Origin of the sequence: Nonomuraea rhodomycinica (genome assembly GCF_013363995.1) — a bacterium.
Taxonomy (GTDB): domain Bacteria; phylum Actinomycetota; class Actinomycetes; order Streptosporangiales; family Streptosporangiaceae; genus Nonomuraea; species Nonomuraea rhodomycinica.
Genome location: NZ_JABWGO010000001.1, coordinates 1,932,879 through 1,956,584 on the forward strand (window position 1 = coordinate 1,932,879; position 23,706 = coordinate 1,956,584).

19 protein-coding genes and 1 pseudogene are annotated in these 23,706 nt (G+C 73.8%); 7 read left to right on the forward strand and 13 right to left on the reverse strand.

What is annotated here, in order from left to right; translation table 11 throughout:
* Window positions 1-64 precede the first annotated feature (64 nt).
* Window positions 65-1,294: pseudogene (locus HT134_RS48040) on the reverse strand (aminotransferase class V-fold PLP-dependent enzyme); the annotation flags it as partial.
* 207 nt (window positions 1,295-1,501) lie between these two features.
* On the opposite strand from HT134_RS48040, the gene HT134_RS08905 reads away from it, so the two are divergent.
* Entirely contained in the window at window positions 1,502-2,815 is a 1,314-nt protein-coding gene (locus HT134_RS08905; protein ID WP_175599659.1) for a helix-turn-helix domain-containing protein, read from the forward strand.
* Window positions 2,816-2,891: 76 nt separating this feature from the next.
* On the opposite strand, the gene HT134_RS08910 is transcribed toward HT134_RS08905, so the two are convergent.
* The gene (locus HT134_RS08910) at window positions 2,892-5,975 is read right to left on the reverse strand and encodes a CARDB domain-containing protein (protein ID WP_175599660.1); all 3,084 of its coding nucleotides are present in this window, start codon (window positions 5,973-5,975) and stop codon (window positions 2,892-2,894) included.
* 208 nt (window positions 5,976-6,183) lie between these two features.
* A complete protein-coding gene (locus HT134_RS08915) occupies window positions 6,184-6,780 on the reverse strand; it encodes a TetR/AcrR family transcriptional regulator (RefSeq protein WP_175599661.1) in 597 nt (198 codons plus the stop codon).
* A gap of 108 nt (window positions 6,781-6,888) precedes the next feature.
* Between HT134_RS08915 and HT134_RS08920 the strand changes: the two genes are divergently transcribed.
* Complete coding sequence (locus HT134_RS08920) at window positions 6,889-7,350, forward strand: cupin domain-containing protein (RefSeq protein WP_175599662.1); 462 nt, start codon at window positions 6,889-6,891, stop codon at window positions 7,348-7,350.
* A 25-nt stretch (window positions 7,351-7,375) separates the two neighbouring features.
* Here HT134_RS08920 and HT134_RS08925 read toward each other — a convergent pair whose 3' ends face one another.
* Window positions 7,376-8,365 (reverse strand): universal stress protein, encoded by a 990-nt coding sequence (locus HT134_RS08925; RefSeq protein WP_175599663.1) that lies wholly within the window; start codon window positions 8,363-8,365, stop codon window positions 7,376-7,378.
* A gap of 163 nt (window positions 8,366-8,528) precedes the next feature.
* Between HT134_RS08925 and HT134_RS08930 the strand changes: the two genes are divergently transcribed.
* Complete coding sequence (locus HT134_RS08930; protein WP_175599664.1) at window positions 8,529-10,649, forward strand: glycoside hydrolase family 65 protein; 2,121 nt, start codon at window positions 8,529-8,531, stop codon at window positions 10,647-10,649.
* Between the two features lie 124 nt (window positions 10,650-10,773).
* On the opposite strand, the gene HT134_RS08935 is transcribed toward HT134_RS08930, so the two are convergent.
* Entirely contained in the window at window positions 10,774-11,301 is a 528-nt protein-coding gene (locus tag HT134_RS08935; RefSeq protein WP_175599665.1) for a DoxX family protein, read from the reverse strand.
* Between the two features lie 352 nt (window positions 11,302-11,653).
* Between HT134_RS08935 and HT134_RS08940 the strand changes: the two genes are divergently transcribed.
* Window positions 11,654-12,310: a CBS domain-containing protein gene (locus HT134_RS08940; protein WP_175599666.1), complete on the forward strand. Its 657-nt coding sequence runs from the start codon at window positions 11,654-11,656 to the stop codon at window positions 12,308-12,310.
* Window positions 12,311-12,495: 185 nt separating this feature from the next.
* On the opposite strand, the gene HT134_RS08945 is transcribed toward HT134_RS08940, so the two are convergent.
* On the reverse strand, window positions 12,496-13,164 hold the full coding sequence (locus HT134_RS08945; protein ID WP_175599667.1) for a CBS domain-containing protein: 669 nt from the start codon (window positions 13,162-13,164) through the stop codon (window positions 12,496-12,498).
* 114 nt (window positions 13,165-13,278) lie between these two features.
* A complete protein-coding gene (locus tag HT134_RS08950) occupies window positions 13,279-14,121 on the reverse strand; it encodes a universal stress protein (protein WP_175599668.1) in 843 nt (280 codons plus the stop codon).
* 169 nt (window positions 14,122-14,290) lie between these two features.
* On the opposite strand from HT134_RS08950, the gene HT134_RS08955 reads away from it, so the two are divergent.
* Both HT134_RS08955 and HT134_RS08960 read left to right on the forward strand, forming a co-directional pair.
* The gene (locus HT134_RS08955) at window positions 14,291-14,557 is read left to right on the forward strand and encodes a DUF1876 domain-containing protein (protein WP_175599669.1); all 267 of its coding nucleotides are present in this window, start codon (window positions 14,291-14,293) and stop codon (window positions 14,555-14,557) included.
* Window positions 14,558-14,703: 146 nt separating this feature from the next.
* A complete protein-coding gene (locus tag HT134_RS08960) occupies window positions 14,704-15,759 on the forward strand; it encodes a zinc-dependent alcohol dehydrogenase family protein (RefSeq protein ID WP_175599670.1) in 1,056 nt (351 codons plus the stop codon).
* Window positions 15,760-15,799: 40 nt separating this feature from the next.
* On the opposite strand, the gene HT134_RS08965 is transcribed toward HT134_RS08960, so the two are convergent.
* On the reverse strand, window positions 15,800-16,447 hold the full coding sequence (locus HT134_RS08965) for an adenylate kinase family protein (RefSeq protein WP_175599671.1): 648 nt from the start codon (window positions 16,445-16,447) through the stop codon (window positions 15,800-15,802).
* A 232-nt stretch (window positions 16,448-16,679) separates the two neighbouring features.
* On the opposite strand from HT134_RS08965, the gene kstD reads away from it, so the two are divergent.
* Complete coding sequence (gene kstD / locus HT134_RS08970) at window positions 16,680-18,485, forward strand: 3-oxosteroid 1-dehydrogenase (RefSeq protein ID WP_175599672.1); 1,806 nt, start codon at window positions 16,680-16,682, stop codon at window positions 18,483-18,485.
* 45 nt (window positions 18,486-18,530) lie between these two features.
* Here kstD and HT134_RS08975 read toward each other — a convergent pair whose 3' ends face one another.
* The 5 genes from HT134_RS08975 to fxsA form a co-directional block, all read right to left on the reverse strand.
* Window positions 18,531-19,001, reverse strand: coding sequence for a PPOX class F420-dependent oxidoreductase (locus HT134_RS08975; RefSeq protein WP_175599673.1), 471 nt, complete (start codon window positions 18,999-19,001; stop codon window positions 18,531-18,533).
* 61 nt (window positions 19,002-19,062) lie between these two features.
* Window positions 19,063-20,463 (reverse strand): MFS transporter, encoded by a 1,401-nt coding sequence (locus tag HT134_RS08980; protein WP_281387385.1) that lies wholly within the window; start codon window positions 20,461-20,463, stop codon window positions 19,063-19,065.
* A 95-nt stretch (window positions 20,464-20,558) separates the two neighbouring features.
* Window positions 20,559-22,514, reverse strand: coding sequence for a tetratricopeptide repeat protein (locus tag HT134_RS47575; protein ID WP_175599675.1), 1,956 nt, complete (start codon window positions 22,512-22,514; stop codon window positions 20,559-20,561).
* A 19-nt stretch (window positions 22,515-22,533) separates the two neighbouring features.
* On the reverse strand, window positions 22,534-23,445 hold the full coding sequence (locus HT134_RS08990) for an SIR2 family NAD-dependent protein deacylase (protein WP_175599676.1): 912 nt from the start codon (window positions 23,443-23,445) through the stop codon (window positions 22,534-22,536).
* A 24-nt stretch (window positions 23,446-23,469) separates the two neighbouring features.
* The gene (gene fxsA, locus HT134_RS08995) at window positions 23,470-23,628 is read right to left on the reverse strand and encodes an FxSxx-COOH cyclophane-containing RiPP peptide (RefSeq protein WP_175599677.1); all 159 of its coding nucleotides are present in this window, start codon (window positions 23,626-23,628) and stop codon (window positions 23,470-23,472) included.
* Window positions 23,629-23,706 lie beyond the last annotated feature (78 nt).

Consider the following 23,706-nt stretch of genomic DNA (forward strand, 5'->3'; position numbering starts at 1 on the left):
ACGGCCGGACCCGCGCCGTGCCGCCCGCCTCGAACGCGGGCGCGGCGCCCCCGCCCCGCCCCGACCTGGTCGCCCCCTCCAGCGTGGCGGCCAGGTGGTCCACCTCGTCGGCCGCGTTGTACAGGTAGAACGACGACCGGATGGCCGCCGGGATGCCGAAGCGGCTGCACGCGAGCTGGGCGCAGTGGTGGCCGGAGCGCACGGCGATGCCCGCCTCGTCGAGCACCGTCCGCAGCTTCTGCAGCGGCACCCCGTCCACCACGAACGACAGCAGCGGCAGCCGGTCCACGCCGTCGGCCGGCCCGATGAACCGGATGCCCGGCACCCGCCCGAGCCGCTCCAGCGCGTACTCGACCAGGGCCTGGTCGTGCGCCGCGATCGCGTCCATGCCGATCTCGCCGAGGAAGTCGCAGGCCGCGCCCAGTCCCACGGCCTGCGCGACCGGCGGAGTGCCGGCCTCGAACTTGAGCGGCGGCGCGGCGTACCGCATGGCGTCGACGCTGACCGTCTCGATCATCTCGCCGCCGCCGAGGAACGGCGGCAGCGCCTCCAGCAGCTCGTGCCGGCCCCACAGCACGCCGATCCCGGTCGGCCCGCACATCTTGTGCCCGGAGAACGTCACGAAGTCCGCGCCGAGCGCCGCCACGTCCACCGGCAGGTGCGGCACCGACTGCGCCGCGTCCACCACCAGGAGCGCGCCGACCTCGGCGGCACGGGCGGCGATGGGCGCGATCGGGTTCACGGTGCCGAGGATGTTGGAGGCGTGGACGACCGCCACCACCCGGGTCCGCTCGGTGACCACCTCGGACAGGCGGGACAGGTCGAGGCGGCCGTCGTCGGTGATGCCGAGGTAGCGCACCGTCGCCCCGGCCCGCTCGGCGAGCAGCCGCCACGGGATGAGGTTCGAGTGGTGCTCCATCTCGGTCACCACGATCTCGTCGCCGGGACCGACCCGCAGGTCCTCGCCGGCCCACATGAGGGCGTTGGACAGGAGGTTGACGGCCTCGGTGGCGTTCTTGGTGAAGACGATCTCCTCGGGGCGGGACGCGCCGACGAAGGCCGCCACGGTGCGGCGGGCCCCTTCGTACAGCTCGGTCGCCTCGACGGCCAGGCGGTAGACGCCCCGGTGGACGTTGGCGTTGGCGCGCGTGTAGTAGTGGGCCAGGGCGTCGAGCACCGCGGCGGGCTTCTGCGTGGTGGCGGCGCTGTCGAGGTAGACGGGCGGGCGGGAGCCGTCAGCGGGTGTCTCGAAGAACGGGAATGCCTTCCGAATCGACTCGACGTCGATCGCCATCGTGGCCTCCTCTGCCGTGCGGTGTAGCGGCAGTGTCGCCCGGGCCGGCGCGCGCGGACCCAACTGGAGTTGCGCCACGCGGATCCCACGATGTCCTCCGTACGATAGTCCGCCTCCGGTCCGCGACGCGGGGGGCGCGGGGTGGCAGGAACCGGCCGCCGCTTCTGGCCTTCGGCCCGGTGATGATCTGGCGCCTAACCTGGCGGCATGGCCGGCGATTACTTGGTCGACGGGGCGCGGATCATGGCCATGCGGCGGGCGCGCGGCCTGTCCCGGCGGGTCCTGGCCGACCTCGTGGGGTGCAGCGAGGAGTGGCTGCGGCTCGTGGAGAAGGGCGTACGGCCGCTGGACCGGCTGTCCACCCTCATGCGCATCGCCGGCGTCCTGCGCGTCGGGGACCTGTCGGAGCTGGTGGACGGCCCGGTCGCGCTGCCCGCCGCGGCCGGCCTCCCGGGGCACCCGGACGGGGGCTTCGGCGGGTCGGCGGAGATGGTGCTGGCGCTGCTGCTCCCCCGCCGTCCGGCGGGTGACGGGCCGGCCGGGAGCGTCCATCGGGTGCGCCGGCACGTGACGGCGGCCTGGGAGGTGTGGCGGCGCTCGCCGCGGCGGTACACGGAGCTGCGCCGCGACCTGCCCGGCCTGCTGCTGACGGCCCAGGCCGCCTCCCGCGCGGCCCCCGCCTCGGAAGAAGCGGCCTCGGAAGGAACGGCCTCGGAGGGGACGGCCTCGGAGGAAGCGGGGATGGCGGCGGCCGAGCTCGCGCGGGTGTACCGGCTGTTCGCGACGGTGCTGCGCGGGAGCGGCGAGTACGCCCCCGCCCTGCTGGCGGCCGACCGGGCGGTGTCGGCCGCACGGGGGGACCCCGTGGCGGCGGCCCCGGCGTGGGCGGAGACGGCCGAGGTCCTGGTGCTCCTGGGGCGCCCGGCCGACGCCCGCCGCGTGTGCCTGACAGCCGCCGACCTCGCCGCCGGTGCGGCGTCCCCCCACACCGGGCCGTACGCGGCGGCCGTCGGGGCGTGCCTGCTGGCGGCGGCGCACGCCGCGGCGGCCGAGCACGACCTGCTGGGCGTCGAGGAGCTGCTGAACCGCGCCCGCGGGCTGGCGGCCCGGCTCGGCGGGGGCGAGGGCGAGGGCGGGGGCGGGGGCGGGGGCGAGGGCGAGGGCGAGGGCGAGGACCGCGACGGCTTCCTGGTGGAGCTGGACCTGCGCGCGGCGGCGGCCGCGGTCCGCATGGGCCGTCACCGGCAGGCCCTGCGCCTGGCCGAGGACCTCGATCCGGCCCGCCTGACCACCCGTGACCTGCGCGTCCGGCACTTCCTGACGCTGGCCGCGGCCCACGCCAGGGACCGCGCCCCGCGGGCCGCCGCCGCCATGCTCCGCAAGGTCGCGGAGAGCTGCCCGGAGGAGCTGAAGCACGGGGCACAGGCGGTGCGGCTGCTGGCGGAGCTGCGCCTCCTGGACTGCGCCACCACCCAGGTCGAGCTCCGCGAGCTGCGCGAGCTGACCCGCCTCACGGCCTGACCGCCGCCGTGAGCGCCCTGGCATGGCGACGCCGCGGAGCCTCCTCACGGTGGCCCCGCGGCGTGCGGCCGGGAACTCAGTAGCGTTCGGCGGCTCCCGTGTTGATCTCGATGAGGGCCAGCGTGGCCTGCTGGTAGGCCGTGAGGTCACCGCCCGGCGGCTCGGTCAGCACCGTCCGGGCGTGCCGGGCGGCGGCGCCGACCGTCCGCGCCCCGATGCGGTCCATGGCGACGCCGCGCACCGCCGTGGCGGCGTTGACGCGGCGGCTGCCCAGGTTGAGGTACGCCCCGAGCAGTTCGGTGCGCAGCGCCCGCGGCTGCGGGAGCGGCGGCGCGAGCGCGGCCGTGACCTCCTGCTGCGTCAGCAGCCCGTCCGGGGCGGAGCCGTCGGCCCCGTCGAAACGGGTGTCGGTGGCCTGCACCCGGGCCAGCAGTTCGGCGGTGCGCAGCGCCGGCATCGCCATCCACACCGCGGACGGACGCGGGTCGCGGCTCGGCGCCACCTCCGTGACCGTCGAGGTGGCCGAGGCCGTCACCGGGTCGTACGCGCAGCCGTTGGCGTTGACGTACGCCACCTCGGCGTGCCCCGTCTGCTCCGTGCCGCCCGTCACGAGCAGGCTGGAACGGGTGGTGAACGCGACGGTCGCCGTGGCGCCCGCCTCCACCGGGTCGAGGCGCCAGGTCAGCGTGCCGCCGGAGACCTCCGTGGGCCGGGGGCCGCTCCCCTGGTCGAGGGCGGTGCTGTAGTACACCTCGTCGGGCAGCGCGTAGGTGAGCGTGACGCCGGTGGCGGCGGCGCCGCCGGTGTTGCGGACGGTCAGGGTGGTCGTCGTGGCCTCGCCCGCGTTCGCCTCCGGGGTGGTGGCGGCGGACAGGGTGAGGCGCGGCGCCTTGACCGTGCTCTTCGCCGTGCCGGTGTTGTCGGAGGTGTCGGCCTCGTCGCCGCCGGCGAGGTTCTTGGCCGCCACCGTGGCCTTGTTGGTCACGACCGAGTCGTTCTCGGCCGTGCACGGCACGACGTAGGTGAACGTCGCGCTGCGCTGCGCCGCCGCCTTGATGTCGGGCAGCCGCTGCTCGGCCGTGGTGCCGTCCGGGAAGGTGTCGGTCACCTTGACGTCGGCGGCGGTCCCCCGGCCCTCGTTGCGCACGAGGACGGTGTAGGTGAGGGTGTCGCCGGGCAGCGCCTCGGGCTCGTCCACGGTCTTGGTGGCGGTGACGTCCGGGTCGTAGAAGTCGCGCAGCGCCAGCTCTGCGCCGAGCACGGCCGGGAACCCGATCTCGTTGACGGACGGCGCGGCGGCCGGGGCGCCCGCGTCCGGGGAGCCCACGGCGCGGTACTTGAGGCTTCCCCAGTCGTCGTGGCCGGTCAGCAGGGTGGCGCGGCCGGTGTCGCCGGTCGCGGGCGCCGTGTTGCAGGCGTCGCCGCCGTTGAGGATGGCGTCGCCCACGTTCTCGTCGTTGCCGACGGCCGTCGTGGTCAGGACGCCGTCGGTGCCCGCGAGGACGCAGACGTCGTCCTCGGAGTTGATGTCGGCGGCCACGCGGTTCGGGTCGTCGGGCACGGCGTCGTCGTTCCAGTTGAGCGCGCCGGTGCCGGGCCCGAACAGCGGGTCGCCGCCGGGGAGCCGCCAGCGGGTGAGGTCCTCGCCGTCGCGGATGCCGTCGCCCTCCAGGAGCTGCCCCTTGTCGAGCGTGGGCAGCGAGCCGCGTGAGTAGTCCAGGCGGCGCGGCAGCGGGTCCGGGCCCGTCGGGATGCCGCCGGGATCGAAGGCGTAGTTCATGACGCTGAGGTAGTTGGGCTTGAAGTTGGTGCGGTCCGCGCCGCCGTGCGCCAGACCGAGCGCGTGCCCGAGTTCGTGCATGATGCTGCCGGACTGGTCGCGTACGGTCCCCACGTCCGCGTCGGCGGCGCCGGTGCCCTTCTTCAGGATCTGCCGGTCGTCGGTGCGCGGGTCGGCGTCGGTGTCGCAGGTCCGGTCGGAGCCGACCAGCAGGTCCTCGCCCATCTTCGCGTCCGTGGCGGCGGGCGTGGTGTCGAGCTTGCCGTTGGCGCCGGGCGCGACGCAGACCGTGCGCCAGCCGCCGAGGGTGACGATGAAGTCCTTGTTGTCGCCCCGGTTGGGCTCGCAGCAGCGGCCGGAGCTGAAGCCGCCGGGCGTCAGCCGGTGGGCGAAGATCGCGTAGTGGGCGTACGGGGCGAGCAGGTTGCTGAAGTTCGCGTTGCGCGCGGCGCGGTAGTTCGCGTCCAGGCCCATGACGTTCTGCTCGGCGACGGACTTACCCGCGATGTGCACGAAGTCGACGCCCTGGGTGGTGCTGAAGCCGGGATACGGGCAGGGTGACACGGGATCGACGGGCGCGTCCTCGAAGGCGCGCTTGACCTCCTCGATCGCCGCGTCCTTCGGCTGGTGGCTGTGCCCGTCGGCGGCGCCGGTCATGTAGTCGATCTGGACGACGACGGACTTGCGGCACGGGTTCGCGCCCATGGCCTTGAGGTCGTACTTCATCGACCCGTCCTTGTCGCGCACCCCGAACCGCTCGATGACGTCGTAGATGCCGTCGCCGTCGGTGTCGGGCAGCGGGCTCAGCCGTTCGATCTTGATGCCGATCGTGATGGCGACGCCGTCGTTGGTGTCGGGGAAGTTCGGGTCGCCGTCGCCCGTGATGCGTTCCTGGCCGGGGGTGATGCCGTCCTCGGGGGACGTCCAGGTGTCGGTGCCGATGTCGTACTTGAGGTCGAGGTCGTCGTCCTGGTTGCCGGGACTGATGTCCATGTGGTCGTCACCGAAGTTGGTGCCGTCGTCGTAGTCCCACAGCCGCACCAGGATCGGCACGGTGGTCCGGTCGTCGGGCACCGTGGTGTCCTGGGTGAAGACCCACGGGTCGGGGAAGGTGCTGGGGTTGAACACGTCGTCCTGGACGTACGGCTTGCGCACCAGCGGCCCGTCGCCGATGCGGATCTCCGGGAAGTAGTCGCCGTCGCCCCCGTCGTCGTCGGGGTTCTCGCCCTGCTGGATCCAGGTGATCGACAGCTTCAGCCGGACGTCGGTCGAGGCGCGCGCCGGCGCGGCGAGCGCCGCCAGGCCGGCCGTGACGAGGAGCAGCGCGGCGAGGACGGCGAGCGCTCTGGCCCGGACCGCCACGCCGGAGTGAGGATGCATGACATTTCCCCCTGCCATCTGATGGGACTGTGGCAAGGATGGGGACGGGGCAGGTCCGGCGCATGAGTAGCCCTCTACTCGGATGAGCCTTTGCCGGGAATTGGGCCGGTGCCGGGATATCCCGCACCGTACCGGTCACAGCACGGACATGGGGCCGGCTTCCCTGGGGGACGAGGGCGTGAGCCGGAGAAGGCGAGGTCGGCTCGGATCAACCGTTCTGGATCACGGTGGGCGATCCCGCGCCGGGCTTGAGGCCGTCGAGGGCGATCTCGGCGAAGCGGCGCCAGTCACCGGCCCCGTTGCGGATGACCGACGCGAGACCGCAGACGATCATGTTGACGTCCGAGGTCGCGGCGTCCGCCCGGAACGCGCCCACGGCCTTTCCCCGTTCGACCAGCTCGCGGGCGACGTCCCGCAGGGCCTCCCCCGTCCGCCCCTGCGGCTCGGTGGTGCCCACGACGCCCTCGATGACCTGCGACATGCCGCGGTCCGCGGCCAGCACCTCGCCGACGTGCTCGACGAAGAGGGCGAGCGCACGGGCCGGGTCGGCCTCGCCGAGGCAACGCGCCCGCGCGTGGTCCAGCAGCTCGGCCGACCGGCTCTCGGCGGCGGCCTCGATGAGCGCCTGGCGGGTCGGGAAGTGCCGGTAGAGGGTGCCGATGCCCACCTCGGCGACCCGCGCCACCTCCGCCATCTGCACGTCCTGGCCGTGCTCGGCGAACAGCGCCCGGGCCGCCTCCAGGACGCGGGCGCGGTTGCGTTCGGCGTCGGTGCGCGGCTTGCGGCGGGACGGCGGTGTTGACATCAGGGGCCTTCCTCTGGCTAGATTTTTCCGGAATACGGATTCCGCATTCCGATTGTACCGCTCATCGTTCCCCATGCCGCGACACTCGCGGCGCGAAGGGATGCTCCCATGTCGAAGGACCGTTTCATCCTGCTCGAACCCGGCCAGGCACGGCCGGGCCGGATCCCCGTGCCTCCCGCGTTCGCCGTGAAGGCGCGCACCGAGGACACCGAGGGGCGGCTGTCCCTGCTGGAGACGACCCTGACCAGGGACATCCCGCGGCACGTCCACCATGAGGCCGACGAGTGCGTCTACGTGCTCGACGGCGTGCTGGAGGTGGAGTTCGACGACCGGACCGAGCGGCTGGGCAAGGGCGGGTTCGTGCTGCTGCCGCACGGGGTGCCGCACGCCCTGCGCAAGGGGTCGTCGCCGCCGCCCCGGGTCATCCAGATCTCCTCGCCCGGCGGGTGGGAGTGCTACGTGGAGGACCTGATCGAGGCCGGACCGGCGGTCACGACCGGCGGCGCCTTCGACCCGGTCAAGCTCAACCGCGTCGCCGCCCGGCACGGCATCACCTACGAGGTCCCCTGACCCACCCTGACCCCGCGGCGGGCGGTCAGCGGGCGACGGCGACGGTGCAGCGGGCGTGGTGGAGGACGCTCCGGCTGACCGAGCCCAGCAGCAGCGACCCGACCGGCCCCAGCCCCCTGGACCCGACGACGAGCAGCGCCGCCCGGGTGGAGGCGGCCACCAGGGCCGGCACGGGCGGGCAGCGGGTGACCTCGCAGGTGACCGTCACGTCCGGGTAGCGCTCCCGCAGGCCCGCGAGCCGCTCCTCGCCGGGCCACTCCTCCCCGGGCCGCTCCTCCACGTGCCGCTCCTCCCCGTGCCGCTCCTCCCCGTCCGCGGTCCGCGGCCCTGGGGAGCCGCCGCCCGCGTCCGTCGCGGCGGGCGATCCGTGTTCGGGCGGGCGGCGCGTGGTGGCGTGCTCGGGGAGGGCGTGGACGACCAGCAGCGGGCGGCCGTGCAGCCGGGCCTGCTCGAACGCGAACTCCAGCGCGGGGTCCCCCTCCCCCGCCGCACCGGCGCACTCCTCACCGGCGCCCACGACGATCCGCCCGACCTGCCCGCCGCCCAGATCACCGAACGCGATCCCGTACGGATCGCCTCCGGACGCGACCCCGGCCTCACCGGAGGGCGATCCCGGCGCCTGGCGAGGGCGGGCCACCACCACGACGCCGGCCACGTGCCCGGCGACCCGCAGCGGCACCGACCCCACCAGCATGCCCGGGATCACGCCTGTCCCGTGACTGCCCACCACCACCTCGGCGGCCCCGGCGGCGCGCTCGCGCAGCACCTCGTCCGGCCGTCCCTCGGCCAGTTCGGTGGTCACGGCGGAGGCGCCCGCGTACCCGGCGGCGACCCGGGCGGCCTCGGCGAGCAGCCGCTCCCCCTCCTCGGCCCTGACCGGCCCCGTGAAGCCAGGGGTCACGGCGTGGACCAGGTGCAGGCGCAGCCCGCGCCGCGACGCGTCGTCGGCCGCCCACCGCACGGCCGCGGCGGCGCCCGCCGAGCCGTCCGTGCCGGCGACGATCACCCCGCTCATGACGCTCTCCCCGCTCTCCGCGAGCCCGCGCTCTCTCGCCCCATACCCCTGTGACCAGCGGCGACGCACCTGCCCGACGCGGAATGTCGGCAAGGAAGGAGCAAGCGGGTAGAAGACGGCTCAGAACGTGTCATGTCGCGACGTCGACGGCGCGGGAGGCGACGTGGATCCCTGGGTGCTGGACTACGACGGCTTCGACCCGGCCGCCGAAGGGCTGCGGGAGGCGCTGACCACGCTGGGCAACGGGTACGTCGCCACCCGGGGCGCCGCGGCCGAGGCGGAGGCCGACGGCGTCCACTACCCGGGCACGTACCTCGCGGGCTGCTACGACCGGCTGGAGTCGCACGTCGCCGGCCGTACCGTGACGAACGAGGACATCGTCAACATCCCCAACTGGCTGCCCCTGACCTTCCGCCCCGCCGGGGGCGAGTGGTTCGCGCCGGGCGGCGACGTCCGGATCCTGGCCTGTCAGCGGCGGCTCGACCTGCGGCGCGGCGTCCTGACCCGGCGGGTACGGGTGCGCGACGGCGCCGGGCGCACGACCGCGGTGGAGGAGCGGCGGCTGGTGTCCATGGACGACCCGCACCTGGCCGCGCTGGCCGTCACCGTCACCCCCGAGGACTGGGACGGGCTCCTGGAGGTGCGCTCGGCCCTCGACGGGCGGGTCGTCAACGCGGGCGTCGCCCGTTACCGCCAGCTCAACGGCCACCACCTGGTGCCGCTCGCCGCCCACTCCTCCGCGGACGGCGTCGCCGAGCTGCTGGTCCGTACCGCGACCTCCCGGGTGGAGATCGCGCTCGCGGCCCGCACGACGGCGCCCGGCCACCCGGGCGCGCGCCGCGCGGCCGTCACCCGGCGGGCGTGGGTGGCCGACGTGCTGACCCTCCACGCGCGCGCCGGCGAGGCCGTGCGGGTGGAGAAGGTCGTGGCCGTCCACACCTCCCGCGACCGCGCCGTCGGCGCCCCCGCCGAGGCGGCCCGCGCGGCGGCGCTGCGCGCGCCCGGCTTCGAGGAGCTGCTGGAGCGGCACGCCGGCGCGTGGGAGCGGCTGTGGGCGCGGGCCCGGGTCGAGGGCGGGGACGCCGAGGTGCGGCAGACCCTCAACCTGTACGCCTTCCACCTGCTGCAGACGGCCTCGCCGCACATCACCGACCTGGACGTGGGCCTGCCCGCCCGGGGCCTGCACGGCGAGGCCTACCGGGGGCACGTGTTCTGGGACGAGCTGTTCGTCTTCCCGTACCTCGCGCCGCGCTTCCCCGACGTCGCCGAGGCGCTGCTGCGTTACCGGTGGCGGCGCCTGCCCGCGGCGCGCCGGGCCGCCGCGCGGGAGGGGCGCGCCGGGGCGATGTTCCCGTGGCAGAGCGCCGGCGACGGCCGCGAGGAGACGCCTGACCTGCACTACAACCCCCGCTCCGGCCGCTGGCTGCCCGACAACTCCCATCTGCAGCGCCATGTCGGCCTGGCCGTCGCCGTCAACGTGTGGCGGCACCAGCGGGTGACGCGCGACGCCGGGTTCCTCACCGGGTTCGGGGGCGAGCTGATGGCGGAGGTGGCGCGCTTCTTCGCGTCGCTGGCCGTACGCGAGGGCGACCGGTACGCGATCCGCGGCGTGATGGGCCCGGACGAGTACCACGACGGCTACCCGGACCGGGCCCGGCCGGGCATCGACAACAACGCCTACACCAACGTGATGACGGCCTGGCTGATGCGCCGCGTGCTGGAGACCCCCGCCGTCGCGGAGGCGGGCGACCTCACCGCCGCCGAGCTGGACCGCTTCGCCGAGCTGGCGCACGGGATGCGGGTGGACTTCCACGACGGCGTCATCAGCCAGTTCGAGGGGTACGGCGAGCTGCTGGAGCTGGACTGGGACCGCTACCGGCGCGGGTACGGCGACATCCGGCGGCTGGACCGCATCCTGGAGGCCGAGGGCGACACCCCGAACCGCTACAAGGCGTCCAAGCAGGCCGACGTGCTCATGCTGTTCCACGTGCTGGGCGAGGAGGAGCTGACCCGGCTGCTGACCGGCCTGGGCTACGCCTGGGACGCCGCCGCCGCGGCGCGGACCGTGGACTACTACCTGGCCCGCACCTGCCACGGCTCGACGCTGAGCGCCGTGGTCCACGCCGGGGTGCTGGCCCGGGTCCGGCCGGGAGCCTCCGAGCCGTTCCTGGTGGAGGCGCTGAACAGCGACGTGCGCGACGTCCAGGGCGGGACGACGGCGGAGGGCGTCCACCTGGGCGCGATGGCGGGGGTGCTCAGCCTGTTCGGCCGGTCCGCGGGGTGACGGGGGTGTCCCCGGGTGACGCGCGAACGCCCACCCCGGGGTCGGGGCGGGCGCGGCGTCCGGTGCGGTGCTCTTCGCGGCACCTGCTGGAGGACCATGGGGATCGGCCTCTTCGCGGATCGGCCTACTTGAGGATCGGGTGGCGCCGGACGATCGGCAGGTTGCCCAGGCCGAGGGTGGCGCCGGCGCCCGACAGGGCCAGACCGGCCAGGACGATCGTGTAGACGATGTGGTCGTCCATGAAGGGGTTGGTGGTCAGGGGCAGTTCGGCGGCCCACATGAGCATCAGCATCAGACCGCCGCTGACGGCCGCGATCCGGGTGCCCACGCCGAGGGTGAGGGCCAGGCCGACGCCGAGCAGGCCGGCCATGAACAGCCAGTCCACCCAGGCCTGACCGGCCAGCGCCGAGAAGGCCCCGCCGAGCGCGTTCTCTCCGGTGCCCTTGAGGAAGCCGGTCGTCGGGCTTCCGCCCGCGATCCAGGCCTTCGCGGCGGGAGTGGCGAAGCCCCAGCCGAACGTCTTGTCGAGGAACGCCCACAGGAACACCCAGCCGAGGGAGATCCGGGCGATCGCCCAGACGTAGTCGGCGGGACGGTGCGCCGTCTCGGCCGTGTGAGCGCGAGGGGCGGTGCGGGGGAGCGTGGTGGCCATGACGGCCCCCTTTCATTGCCGGTTCAGGATGTTCTCTTGTACGTCTCCATACCATCGGACCCGGCGCCCGCCGGGCAGAGCCGTAAGGTCCCGTACGCCCGGACCTTCCAGCCCCTCCCCGCCGGGACCTTCGACCCCGTACCGCCTTCGCCCGCCGGTGTCGCCGGGGTCCGGGAGAAGGGGGGTCTTCGCAGCTCAGAAGGGTAATCAAGCCTCAGGCGGAGGTGACGGCCCAGCGCCCCCGCCCCGTACGCGCTGGTCAGGGGCCGCGGTCGCCGGGACCTTCGTCCCTCCGGGCGCGAGGCGCGCCGGGTCGTGACGGGCGCGCCGCCGGCGAGGAGGGTGGGAAGCCATGCTGGTCCGGGAGGTCATGTCGAGCCCGGTCGTGACGGTCGGCCGCACCACGTCGATCCGCCAGGCCGTCCGCGTGCTGTACGAGCGCGACGTCACCGCCGCCCCCGTCCTCGACGACGCCGGGCGGCTGGTGGGCGTGGTGTCCGAGCTGGACCTGCTGCGCGGCGAGTTCCAGCCGGACCCGCGCGCCACCACCCGCCCCGTGCCCGGCGGGCAGGGCCCGCCGCCGGCGCTCGTGTGGCAGGTCATGACCCACGCGGTGGTCACGGTCAGCGAGACGGCCGACGTCACGGCCGCCATCGATCTCATGGTCGGCAAGCAGGTCAAGAGCCTGCCGGTGCTGGCGGGCCACAGCGTGGTCGGCATGGTCAGCCGCCGCGACCTGATGCGCATGCTCGCCCGTCCCGACGAGGAGCTGCGCGCGGAGGTGGCGGCCGCGTTGCGCGAGCACTACCCGCACGGCCCGTTCTGGGAGGTGGCGGTCCACGACGGCGTCGCCGAGCTGCGACCGGCCGCCGAGCCGCGCCCCTCCCCCGTCCCCGGCCCGGCCGGAGCCGTCCTGGCCTCCGGCCCCGGGGACGTGCTCGCCGAGCATGTCGCCGACGTGCTGGCCCGTACCGTGCCCGGCGTCGTCCGGGTTCGGCATCTGAGGTGATCGGGAGGAGGCCGGCGGCGAGACCCTCGGGAGTGGGCCTCATGGTGGTCTCGCCGCCGACGAGGTGGCCGAGTGCCACGCGGGCGGGCCGGCGCACGGCCGCGGCGCCGCCTGGCATCGGAGTTCGGGAAGGCCCCTCCCGCTGCAGGGGGCCTACAGCAGCGGGGGCCTACAGGAGTGGGGGCCTACAGCAGCGGGGGTACGACGAGCCGGTCCTCCGGGGCGACGTCCAGCTCGGAGACGACGTCCACGACGCCGTCCACCGCGCGCAGCGCCTCGGCCGTCGCGGCGGCCCGCGACACGGAGGCCGCGCGGCCCCGGATCGTCACCACGCCCCGGTCGACCTCGACGGACAGGTCCTCGCCGGAGTCCGCGGGGTCCGGCAGCGCGGCCAGCACGTCGGCCGCCAGCTCGGCGGCCGGCCGGGTGAAGACCCGCAGGACGTCGCGCTGGTGGAGCGTGCCGATCACGCGGCCGGTCACCGGGTCGATGACGGGAAGCTGCTTGACCCGCCTGTCGCGCAGCGACCGGGCCGCGTCGCGCACCGGCGTCCCGGGGGTCACCGTGACGGCGGGCGCGGTCATCAGCTGCGCCGCCGTCTTCCCCGCCGCCTTCTCCTGCTCCCGCCGCCGGCGGCGGCCCCCGAGGAACGGGAGGCCGCCGCGTCCGGCGCCGGCCTCCTTGAGCAGCAGGTCGTCCTCCGACACGACGCCCACCGGCCGCCGGTCGGCGTCGACCACGGTGACCGCGCCCACGGCGCCGAGCCTCATGGCGGCCACGATGTCGGAGAACGACGCGTCCTCCCGGACGGCGACGGCCGTACGGCCCATGACGTCCTTCACGGTGATGGACATGGATGCCACCTCGCTTTCGCCTCTCACGATGCTTCGCGGGGCCGCTCCGGCGTCACCGGCCGACGTCCCGCCTCCACGTGCCTTTGGTCCCGGGCCCGGGCGGACCACGGACCCTCAGCGGGCGCGCACGACCGCCACGGGGCACTGCGCGTGGTGCAGGACGCCGCGGCGTACCGAGCCGACGAACACCGACGCCAGCGTGCCGTGCCCGTGGGAGCCGATCACCACGAGGTCGCTCTCGGCCGACGCCCGGCGCAGCGCGTCCACCGGGTGGGCCGCACGGACCTCCTCCGTGACGCTGACCTGCGGGTATTCCTTCTTGTACCGTTCGAGGTGCGCGTCGATGACCTCGCACGCGGCCTTGCGGATCGCGTCCATGTCGTGGGGACCGGGCGCGAACGCGTACACCGGCATGTTCCAGGCGTAGACGGCGCGGATGGCGCTGCCGCGCAGCTTGGCCTGCTCGAAGGCGTACGGCAGGGCGGGCTCGCACGCGGCCGAGTCGTCCACGCCGACCGTGATGAGGTTGTGCCGCCGGCCCGTCTCGCCGCGCACCACGACGACGGGGCACAGGGCCTGGCCCGCGACGTGGGCGCTGATCGAGCCGAGCAGCGCGCCGGCGAACCCGCCGAGCCCGCGGCTGCCGACGACGATCTCCGCGGCGTCCTGTCCCTCGTCCTGGAGGACCTGCGCGGGCGTGCCTTCGAGCAGCCGCGTGGTCACCTCGACGGACGGCTGGCGCTCGTGCGCCACGGCGAGCGCCTCGGCCAGGGCCTTCTCGCCGCCGTGGACGAGCGCGTCGGGCCAGTCTGCGGTGGGGAACTTGGCGATCTGGTACGGCGAGCGGTCCACGGCGTGCACGATGCGCAGCGGCTCGTGCATCCGGAGGGCGTCGTCCGCCGCCCACTCGACGGCGGCGCGCGCGGGCGCGGAGCCGTCGACACCTACGATGATCATGGTTGCCTCCCTGTCCATCCCCATCGCATCGCGGGGGACGGCCGGACGGCAGGGCCCTTGGTCCCGACAGCCCGGGCCGAACGGCATCCCGGCGGGGTGGTTCGACGAGCCCGCGCCGGGCACGCCTCGCAGGGAGGGTGAACGCCCGGTGAGAGGCGAGGAGGCGGCGATGGACGCCAAGCAGTGGACCGTACAGATCTACATCAGCGAGGACGAGACCGACGAGCGGACGCTCGCCCGCGCGGTCCTGTCGGCGACCGGCACGCCATGGCACGAGAGTGTGGGGCTGGCCCGGCGCAACCCGGCGGACCGTCCGGTGCCCGAGATCGGCGACGAGCTGGCCGCCGGCCGGGCGTTGATGGACCTGGCCGACAAGCTCCTGGGCGACGCCGCCCGGGACGTCGCGGAGCTGGGCGGCCCGGCCGAGGTCCGCTGACGCCTCCGGGGCCGGGGTGGCGGCGGCGCTCACGCCGCCGGGTCGTCCGGAGGAGAAGGCCACCGAGACGCCGGGACCTTCGTCCCTGGCGCCCCGCCCGGCGGCGGGACGACCGTGGGAGAGCAGGACGAAGGGAAGGTGGCCCCATGAAGGCTCTCGTCTACCACGGCCCCGGAAGGCGCTCCTGGGAGGACGTCCCGGACCCGTCCGTCGCCGAGCCGTCGGACGCGGTGGTGCGCGTGGACGCGGTCACGATCTGCGGCACGGACCTGCACATCCTCAAGGGCGACGTGCCGGAGGTCAAGCCGGGCCGGGTGCTCGGCCACGAGGCGGTCGGCACGGTGACGGCCACGGGCGACGGGGTCTCCACGCTCAAGGCGGGCGATCGCGTGCTCGTCTCGTGCATCTCGGCGTGCGGCCGGTGCCGCTACTGCCGGACCGGCTCCTACGGCCAGTGCCTGGGCGGCGGCGGCTGGATCCTCGGCCACCTGGTCGACGGGACGCAGGCGGAGTACGTGCGGGTGCCGTTCGCCGACACCTCGCTCCACCGGCTGCCCGAATCGGTCTCCGACGAGGCGGCGCTCATGCTCGCCGACATCCTGCCGACGGCGTACGAGGTGGGCGTGCTCAACGGCCGGGTGCGGCCGGGCGGCACGGTCGTCGTCGTGGGCGCGGGACCGATCGGCCTGGCCGTCGTCATGACGGCGCGGCTGTTCACGCCCGGCCACATCGTGGCGGTGGACCTGGCCCCGGCGCGGCTGGAGGCGGCGCGGCGGCTCGGCGCGGACGTCCTGGTGGGCCCCGGCGACGACGCGGCCGCCGCGGTGGCCGCTCTGACCGACGGGCTGGGGGCGGACGTCGCGGTGGAGGCCGTGGGGGTGCCGGAGACGTTCGAGCTGTGCGCGCGCCTGGTGCGCCCGGGCGGTCACGTCGCCAACGTCGGCGTGCACGGCGCGCCCGCGACCCTCCACCTGGAGCAGCTGTGGATCCGGAACGTCACCATCACCACGGGGCTCGTGGACACCTTCTCCACGCCCGACCTGCTGGCCATGGTCGCGGCGGGGCGGCTCGACCCGGGGGCGTTCGTCACGCACCGCTTCGCGCTCGACGCGCCGGACGGCATGGACGCCGCGTACGCGACGTTCGCCGACCCGCTGGCGACGGGCGCGCTCAAGGTGGTCCTGTCCCGCGCCACGGCCTGAGCGGCCCGCCCGTCCGTAGGAGGTGGTACGGCGGCAGGCGTCAGGGGTGGTACGGGGGCAGGCCGAGGCGCTCGCGGATGGTGCGCTGGATGGCGGCCTTCTCGCCCCGGGCGTCCACGGTCGTGACGTACTCCTTGCCGCGGAACAGCTCCAGCACGGGGTCCGTCTTGTCGTGGTAGTCGCGCAGCCGCCGGGCCAGCGCCTCCGGCGTGTCGTCCTCGCGGGTGACCAGCTCGCCGCCGCACACGTCGCAGCGGCCCTCGACCTCGGGGCGGTGGGCGATGAGGTTGTAGTCCATGCCGCAGCGGGAGCACAGGCGCCGGCCCAGCACGCGCCGCCGCACCTCCTCGTCGGGCAGGTCGAGGTGGATCACGCCGTCGATGTCGAAGCTCTCCAGGAAGAACTCCGCCTGCCGCCGGTTGCGCGGGAAGCCGTCGACGACGAACCCGTAGTTCCAGTCGTGCTGCTGGAGACGTTCGCGGACGACGTCCTCGACGAGGTCGTCGCCGACCAGCTCGCCCGCGGCCACGATGCGGCGCACCTGGGCGCCGAGCTTGGTGTGCTGCTTGACGTGCCACCGGAAGATGTCGCCGACGTTGATGTGGGTGAGGTCGAGGTCGTCGGCGAGCAGCTTGCTCTGGGTGCCCTTGCCGCTCCCCTGCACACCCATGATCACGTATTTGCGCATGTCCCATTGTCGGACGCCCGCGGCGGCGGACGTGTCACCGGGGACGGCACGCGCTTCGTGTTGACAGCCGAACCAACCAAGCGCATGCTTCATGCTGTGACGGGGGCCACATCCCCAGCTCGTCCGTAGCGTTCGCACCGGGCGCGAGGTGCCATCGCGGTTGTTCCTCCGGCTGCCGCCGGCGAGCTCTCCGCCGTAGCGGCGCACGCACGTGGAAGGGATCGGATCCAGCATGCCCGAGTCCAGCACGGACCCCACCCCCCAGCCCCTCACCCCCGAGCCGCCGGCGCTCCCCGGGCCCAGCCGCCGCACCCTGCTCCGGGGCGCCGCCCTGGCCGGCGGCGCGCTGGTCGCCGGCGCCACCCTCGGCCGCCCCTCCCCCGCCCACGCGGAGGCGGAGTACGACGTCGTGGTCGTGGGAGCCGGCGCCGCCGGCATGACCGCTGCGCTGACCGCCGCCAGGCGGGGACTCAGCGTGGTCGTCGTGGAGAAGGCGCCCGTCTTCGGCGGATCCGCCGCGCGCTCCGGCGCCGGCATCTGGATCCCCAACAACGAGGTCATCCTGGCCGCCGGTGTGCCCGACACTCCGGCCAAGGCCGCCGCCTACCTCGCCCGCGTCGTGGGCGACACGGTGCCCGCCGCGCGGCAGCAGGCGTTCCTCGCCAACGGCCCGGCGATGATCTCGTTCGTCATGCGCAACAGCCCGCTGCGCTTCCGCTTCATGGAGGGGTACTCCGACTACTATCCCGAGTACCCCGGCGGCATGCCGAACGGCCGCTCCATCGAGCCCGACCAGCTCGACGGCAACATCCTCGGCGCCGAGCTGGCCCGTCTCAACCCCGCCTACATCCCCACCCCGGCCGGCCTGGTCGTCTTCAGCGCCGACTACAAGTGGCTGACGCTGGCCGCCGTCAACCCCAAGGGCCTGGAGGTCAGCGCCGCCTGCCTGGCCCGCGGCACCGCCGCCGCGCTGCGCGGCGAGAAGCCCCTCACCATGGGCCAGGCCCTGGCCGGCGGGCTGCGCGCCGGCCTGCTCGCGGCCGGCGTCCCGGTCTGGCTCGGCACCCCGCTCGTGGACCTGCGCATCGACAACGGCCGCGCCACCGGCGTGCTCGTCGACCGCGAGGGCACCCAGACGCTGGTCAAGGCCCGCCGCGGCGTCATCGTCGGCTCCGGCGGGTTCGAGCACAGCGCCGCGATGCGCGCGGAGTTCCAGCGCCAGCCCATCGGCACCGACTGGACCGTCGGCGCCGCGTCGAACACCGGCGACGGCATCCGGGCCGGCGAGCGCGCCGGCGCCGCGCTCGACCTGATGGAGGACGCCTGGTGGGGCCCGGCGATCCCGCTGCCCGGCGAGCCGTACTTCTGCCTGGCCGAACGGACCCTGCCCGGCTGCATCCTGGTCAACGGCAAGGGCGAGCGCTTCGTCAACGAGGGCGCGCCGTACAGCGACGTCGTGCACGTCATGTACGACCGCGACACGCCGTCGTCGCCGCACATCCCGGCCTGGCTGATCGTGGACCAGAACTACCGCAACAAGTACCTGTTCAAGGACATCGCGCCGCTGCTGCCGTTCCCCGACTCCTGGTACGACAGCGGGGCCGTGTTCAAGGCGGCGACCGTCGAGCTGCTCGCCCAGAAGATCGGCGTGCCGCAGGCGGCGCTGCGCGCGACGGTCAACCGGTTCAACGGGTTCGCGGCCACGGGCAGGGACGCCGACTTCCACCGCGGCGACAGCGTCTACGACCGCTACTACGCCGACCCGTTCGTCAGGCCGAACCCGTGCCTGGCGCCGCTGTGGCTGCCGCCGTTCTACGCGTTCAAGATCGTCCCCGGTGACCTGGGCACCAAGGGCGGCATGCGGACGGACGCGCGGGCGCGCGTGCTGCGGGCCGACGGGTCCGTCATCGCGGGCCTGTACGCGGCGGGCAACGCGAGCGGCGCCGTCATGGGGCACAGCTACGCGGGGGCGGGCTCGACCCTGGGACCGGCCATGACGTTCGGCTACGTGGCGGCCAACGACATCGCCACCGGCTGACCCGCTCCGCCTCGCCCCCGGCGCGGTCAGTCGCCCCCGGCGCGGTCAGTCGTCCGCGACCAGCCGCGCCGGGAACCCGCCCGTCGAGATCGGCCCCCAGCGCTCGATGTGCAGCCGGATGAGCGACTTGCCCTGCCGCGCCATCGCCGCCCGGTACTCGTCCCAGTCGGGGTGCTCGCCCGCGATGCACCGGTAGTAGTCGACCAGCGCGTCCAGCGCCTCGGGCATGTCCAGCACCTCGGCGCGCCCGTCCACCTGCACGTACGGGCCGTTCCAGTCGTCGGACAGCACGCAGATGGACGTCCGCTCGTCCCGCCGCGCGTTGCGGGCCTTGGCGCGCTCCGGATAGGTGGACACCACGATCCGGCCCTCGCCGTCGACCCCGCAGCTCACGGGCGAGAGCTGGGGCCGCCCGTCGGCACGGGTGGTCGCCAGCAGTCCGTGGTGCCTGGGGCGCAGGAACTCCAGCAGTTCGGGCAGGTCGACGCGGCGCGCGGTCGCGATGTTCGGAGCCATCGGGGCCTCTCCCTCATACGTGTCCAGAGCGGGGCCAGGCTACCGGGCACGGTCGCGGATCTCAGACGGTGACCTGCTGCGGCTCGTACACCGCGTCGTTGGCGGCCCCACGAGACTCCGACGGCTCCGTGGCGCCCGCGTGGCCGGACACCGCCTCCCAGCGGGGCGACAGGCTGCGGCGCAGGCGGCGCACCCACGTGACGAGCGACGCGATCAGCAGCGTGAGCCCCAGCAGCGCGAACACGGTCAGGTGGACGCCGAGGACCATGAGCAGGACGCTGCCGAACAGCGGGCCGACCGCGGACGCCCCGTAGCTCACCAGCCGGGAGAAGCCGGTGACGCGGGCGATGAGGTCGGGGTGGCTGCGGCTCGTCACCGTCTTGATGGTCACGTTGCTGAGCCCGCCCGCCGCGCCCATGACGACCAGCCCGGCCGCGAAGAACACCGGGGCGTCGGTGGAGGCGATCAGCGCCAGCGACAGCGCCCAGAGCCAGGCGTGCAGGACGAGCGTGGAGCGGCCTCGCCGGGTCAGCCCCGCGTGGTCGGTCACCTTGCCGACGAGGGGCCTGCGGTCCGTCCAGCGGGAGAGCCAGGCGGCGACCCGGCCGCGCCGCGGCGCGACGAGTGAGCCGACGAGTCCGCCCACACCGCTGGCGGCCAGCACCAGTCCCGTGACGAGCGGGGAGGTGCCATGGTCCACGCCGGAGGCGATGAACACGATGACGAGCGCCTGGAAGATCATGTTCGTGGAGGCGGTCAACCACGTGGCCACCCGGAGGAAGGCGTCGCCGCGCACGACGGTGATGCCCCGGCGGATCTCCTGGAGCAGCGGCGCCCGGTCGCGGGAGCCGAACGATCCTCCGAGACCGCGCAGCGCCGTGAGAAAGCCGCCGATCAGGACGAGGTTGGCGAACAGCGGGGCGACGGGCATCCAGCCGAACAGCAGGCCGCCGAGAGGGCGTCCGGTGAGCACCGCGATGTGCACACTGCTCTCATGGACGGCCATCGCGTTCCCTATATCCTTTTTGCGGACTATAGCGGATATAAGAGCGGTTTCGGCGAGGGAGGAAAAGACCGAGAACGCGGCCTCGAAGAAAGCGACGGCGAGCAGATGCCAGACGTCGAGCCGCCCCCACGCGAGGGCCAGCACGACACTGGCGATCGCCACCCCCCGCAGGACCTCGCTCCACCGCAGCACCAGGCGCGGATCCCACCGGTCGACCAGGGCGCCGGCCGGGATGTAGAGCAGCGTCGGCACGGTCCAGGCGAACACCACCCATCCCGCCCACACGACGGACCGCCCGTCCAGAACCGCGAGCAACGGATAGACGACGCCAAGCGCCCGAGTGCCGGCCATGGATACGGCCGAACCCAGCCAAAGCCTCCGGAAACCGGGATAAGCGACAAGAACCGCCAGCGGTCCTCGTCTCCTCACCTCACCCTTTTTACCGGCAGGAACCATGGAGTGAGTTTCGTCGGGTCCCGGCGGTAACGGGTCAGGACTCACCGCTGAATGCTAATGCACGGGAAACCTTTGTTGATTATGGGATCGCCGATTTAGCCCCGGGCCAGGCGCTCCGCCACCTCGACCAGCGGCCGCGGGAGCGGCGGCCGCACGCCGTCCTCCAGGGCCCGGCGGGCCAGGCTCGCGACCTCGTCCCGCCGCCCCGCCGCGTCGCGGATCCGGGCGACCCGGAGCAGCACGGTCACGCTCGTCCCCGGCTCGATCGGCGGCACGAGGTCCAGCGCCTCGTCCGCGCGCCCCTCCAGCGCCAGGGCCAGCGCGTAAGCCGTCCGCGCGGACGGCGAGTAACCCCAGTCCAGGCGCCCGAGATCACGCAGCGCCGCCGCCGGCCGTCCGAGGTCGGCCATGATCTCGCCCCGCGCGCGCAGCGCCCGCCTCTCGTCGCCCTCCTCGGCGAGCACGGTGCCCAGCAGGTCCACGGCGCCGTTGACGTGCCCGGAGCACCACATCACCCAGGCCAGCTCTACCCTGATGCCCGCGTCGTCGGGGCGGCGCAGCGCCGCGGCCTCCAGGTCGCGCAGCGCCGACTCGAACCGTCCCTGCGCCATCTTGATCTGGCTGATGGCCGTCAGCACCCCGGCGACCTGACCCTCCGCGCCCGGCAGCGACTGGAGCAGGACGGACGCCCGCCCGTAGTGGTCCACTGCGGTGTCGAGGTCGTCGCTGCGGTAGGCGATGTCCGCGAGGAGCTGTTCCACGTCCGCCCGCAGGCGCTTGTCGGGCCCGCTGTGACGCAGCGCCGTGCGCGCGTGATCGCGGGCGCGTTCGAGGTGGCCCTCGCGCAGGGCCGCCTCCGCCAGCCGCCGGTACTCCGCCGGGTCCACCCGTCCGGCCGGCGTACGGCTCTCCTGACCGCGGGTGAGCGCCCGTACCAGGTGGTCGTGGGAGAGCCGCCAGCGGCTCCCGCCCTGGGGCCGCTCCTCCAGCCGGAGCACATGACGCCCGGCCAGCGCCCTGATCACCGCGTCCGGCAGCCCCGCGCTCTCCGCCGGACCGGCCACCACGTCCTTGCGGCCGCCCTTCTCGTCCACGAACGCCTCGCGCAGCCGCGCCCTCAGCCGCTCGCTCTCGCCGTGGTAGGCGTCCCGGGCGACCTCCTCGATCACGCCGTCGTAGAAGTCCGCCAGGGAGCGGGCGACGTCGCCGAGGTCCCGCACGTGCCCGGCGGTGACGACGGAGGTGCCCGGCGGCAGGGCCTTCCACAGCGCGGCGCACACCACCTGCAGGTGCAAGGGCTCGACCAGGGGCAGCCGCTCCTCGGTCTCGTCGCCCAGAGGGCTGACCCGCCGGACGGTCAGCAGGTCGTCCACCAGCCTCTCCGCGGCGCCCGGCGCGAAGGGGCGTCCCGCGGCCTTCGCCGGTCCGCGGACGGCGGCCGCCGCCGCGGCCGGTTCGAGCGCCTCGACGGCGTACTCGACGGCGCGCCGGAAGACCTTCTCGCGCCGGCTCCTCAGCATCGGCAGCGCGTCCTCGCGCATCACGACGAGCGCGCGCAGGTCGCGATCGCCCTCCAGCGCGGCGGCGAGCTGGGCGAACAGATCATCGCTCGCGGCCGGGTCCCGGCCGGCGGCCAGCAGCGCCTCGGCGCCGTCGACGGCGATCAGCGTGGGCATCGGGTCGCCGTACTGGTCGTGGCGGACGCGCCGCCGCGCCAGGAATCCGGAGATGGTCACGTCGGAGAGCCCGGACGGCGCCTCGTACGGCAGCCAGGACGACAGCACGGCGAAGACATACGGGTTGGACCCGCCCCGCAGCACGACCGGGACCCGCGTTCCGGAGGCCACGCGCCCGACGGGCAGCGCGTCCACGACGTCCGGATCGAGCAGCGGCAGCACGCCCGCCTGGAGCAGCGAGGTCTTCCCCGCCCCGGCGGGTCCGCTCAGGAAGGTCAGCGAGTTGGCCTGCCAGTGGTCGGCCAGCTCGCGCGCCTCCCTGGCCCGCCCGAAGAAGACGTGACGATCCTCGGGCCGGAACGCGCGCGGCCCCACGTACGGCCCTCCTTGCTGCTCAGCCCTGCTGCGGGGTGTCATCATGTCGTCCCAATCGCCGCCGAAGCTCCCCCGTGAATTCGTCGATTGTCCCCCAGTAGATGGAAATACGCCATTTATCGAAGCGAGCCGCTTGATATTGCATCATCGACGGTCCGGAGCCACTTCCCGGCGTGTTCACGGACGGCGGGAGCTGAACGCTCACATGACGCCGCCGGACCATTCCCGGCAGCACGCGCTGCAGGCCGTTGAAGATGGTGCGGAATGTCATGTCACGCATTCCGTAGCCGATGAACAGCAGAGACCGCGTCGTCAGGGCCGCGCGGATGACGGGCGGTATGATCTCGCGATCGGCCACCAGGCTGGTGATGAACTCCTCGTAGTCGTCGTTGGTGAGCACGATCGACTGCGGCTGGCGCATGCTGCCGTGCAGGTGGTAGATCAGCGGAGAATCGGGGCGCGGATTCCACCCCTCCTCGCTGCTCAGCAGCTCCTGGCCGTGGTTGATCTGGTCATGCCACGGACAAATGGCGACATTTGGTTTTTTGCCGGCGCGGGTGAGCGCTTTGAGCAGGAGATCATCGTAATTGGTGGTGATGAAGATCGGCAGAGGCAGCTCCGCCAGGAGGGCGTACGGCTCCAGCACCGCGTCCAGGCCGTCCACCCCCGCCCGGATCTCCTCACAGATCAGCGACTTCACGTAAGGGACGTCGCCGCCGAACCACCACACGAGGTAGTCGGTGACCTCGATGAGATCGCCCGGCCGGTCGTAGGGGTACTTGTACTTCTCGGCCAGCCACCGGCTCAGCTTCGCCGCGTCCGGAAGGACGCCGGCCCCGGCGCCGGCCCCGACGAAGGGCACGCAGTCACCTTTGCTCAACTGATCGACCAGCCGATCCCATTCACCGTCCCGCCACGCGATCTCCGCCATCGCTCACCCAGGCGCCGCCTCCGCTCACATCGCGGAGTTGAACGCGGCGACCGCCTCTCCGTTCCTCGCGACCAGTTGTTCCAGCGCCCGCCTCAGCCTGGCGTTGCCGAGAGCGGGAAGATCGTCGAGGGCCAGATCCGAGACATCGATGAGAACAGCCGTTCCGGACGACTCTTCGCTCATGCGTTTCTCCCTGTGGACGGTCCGGGCACCCTATTCGGTCACCCGTTATCTGGTGATACGTGACCTGATATCTGACCG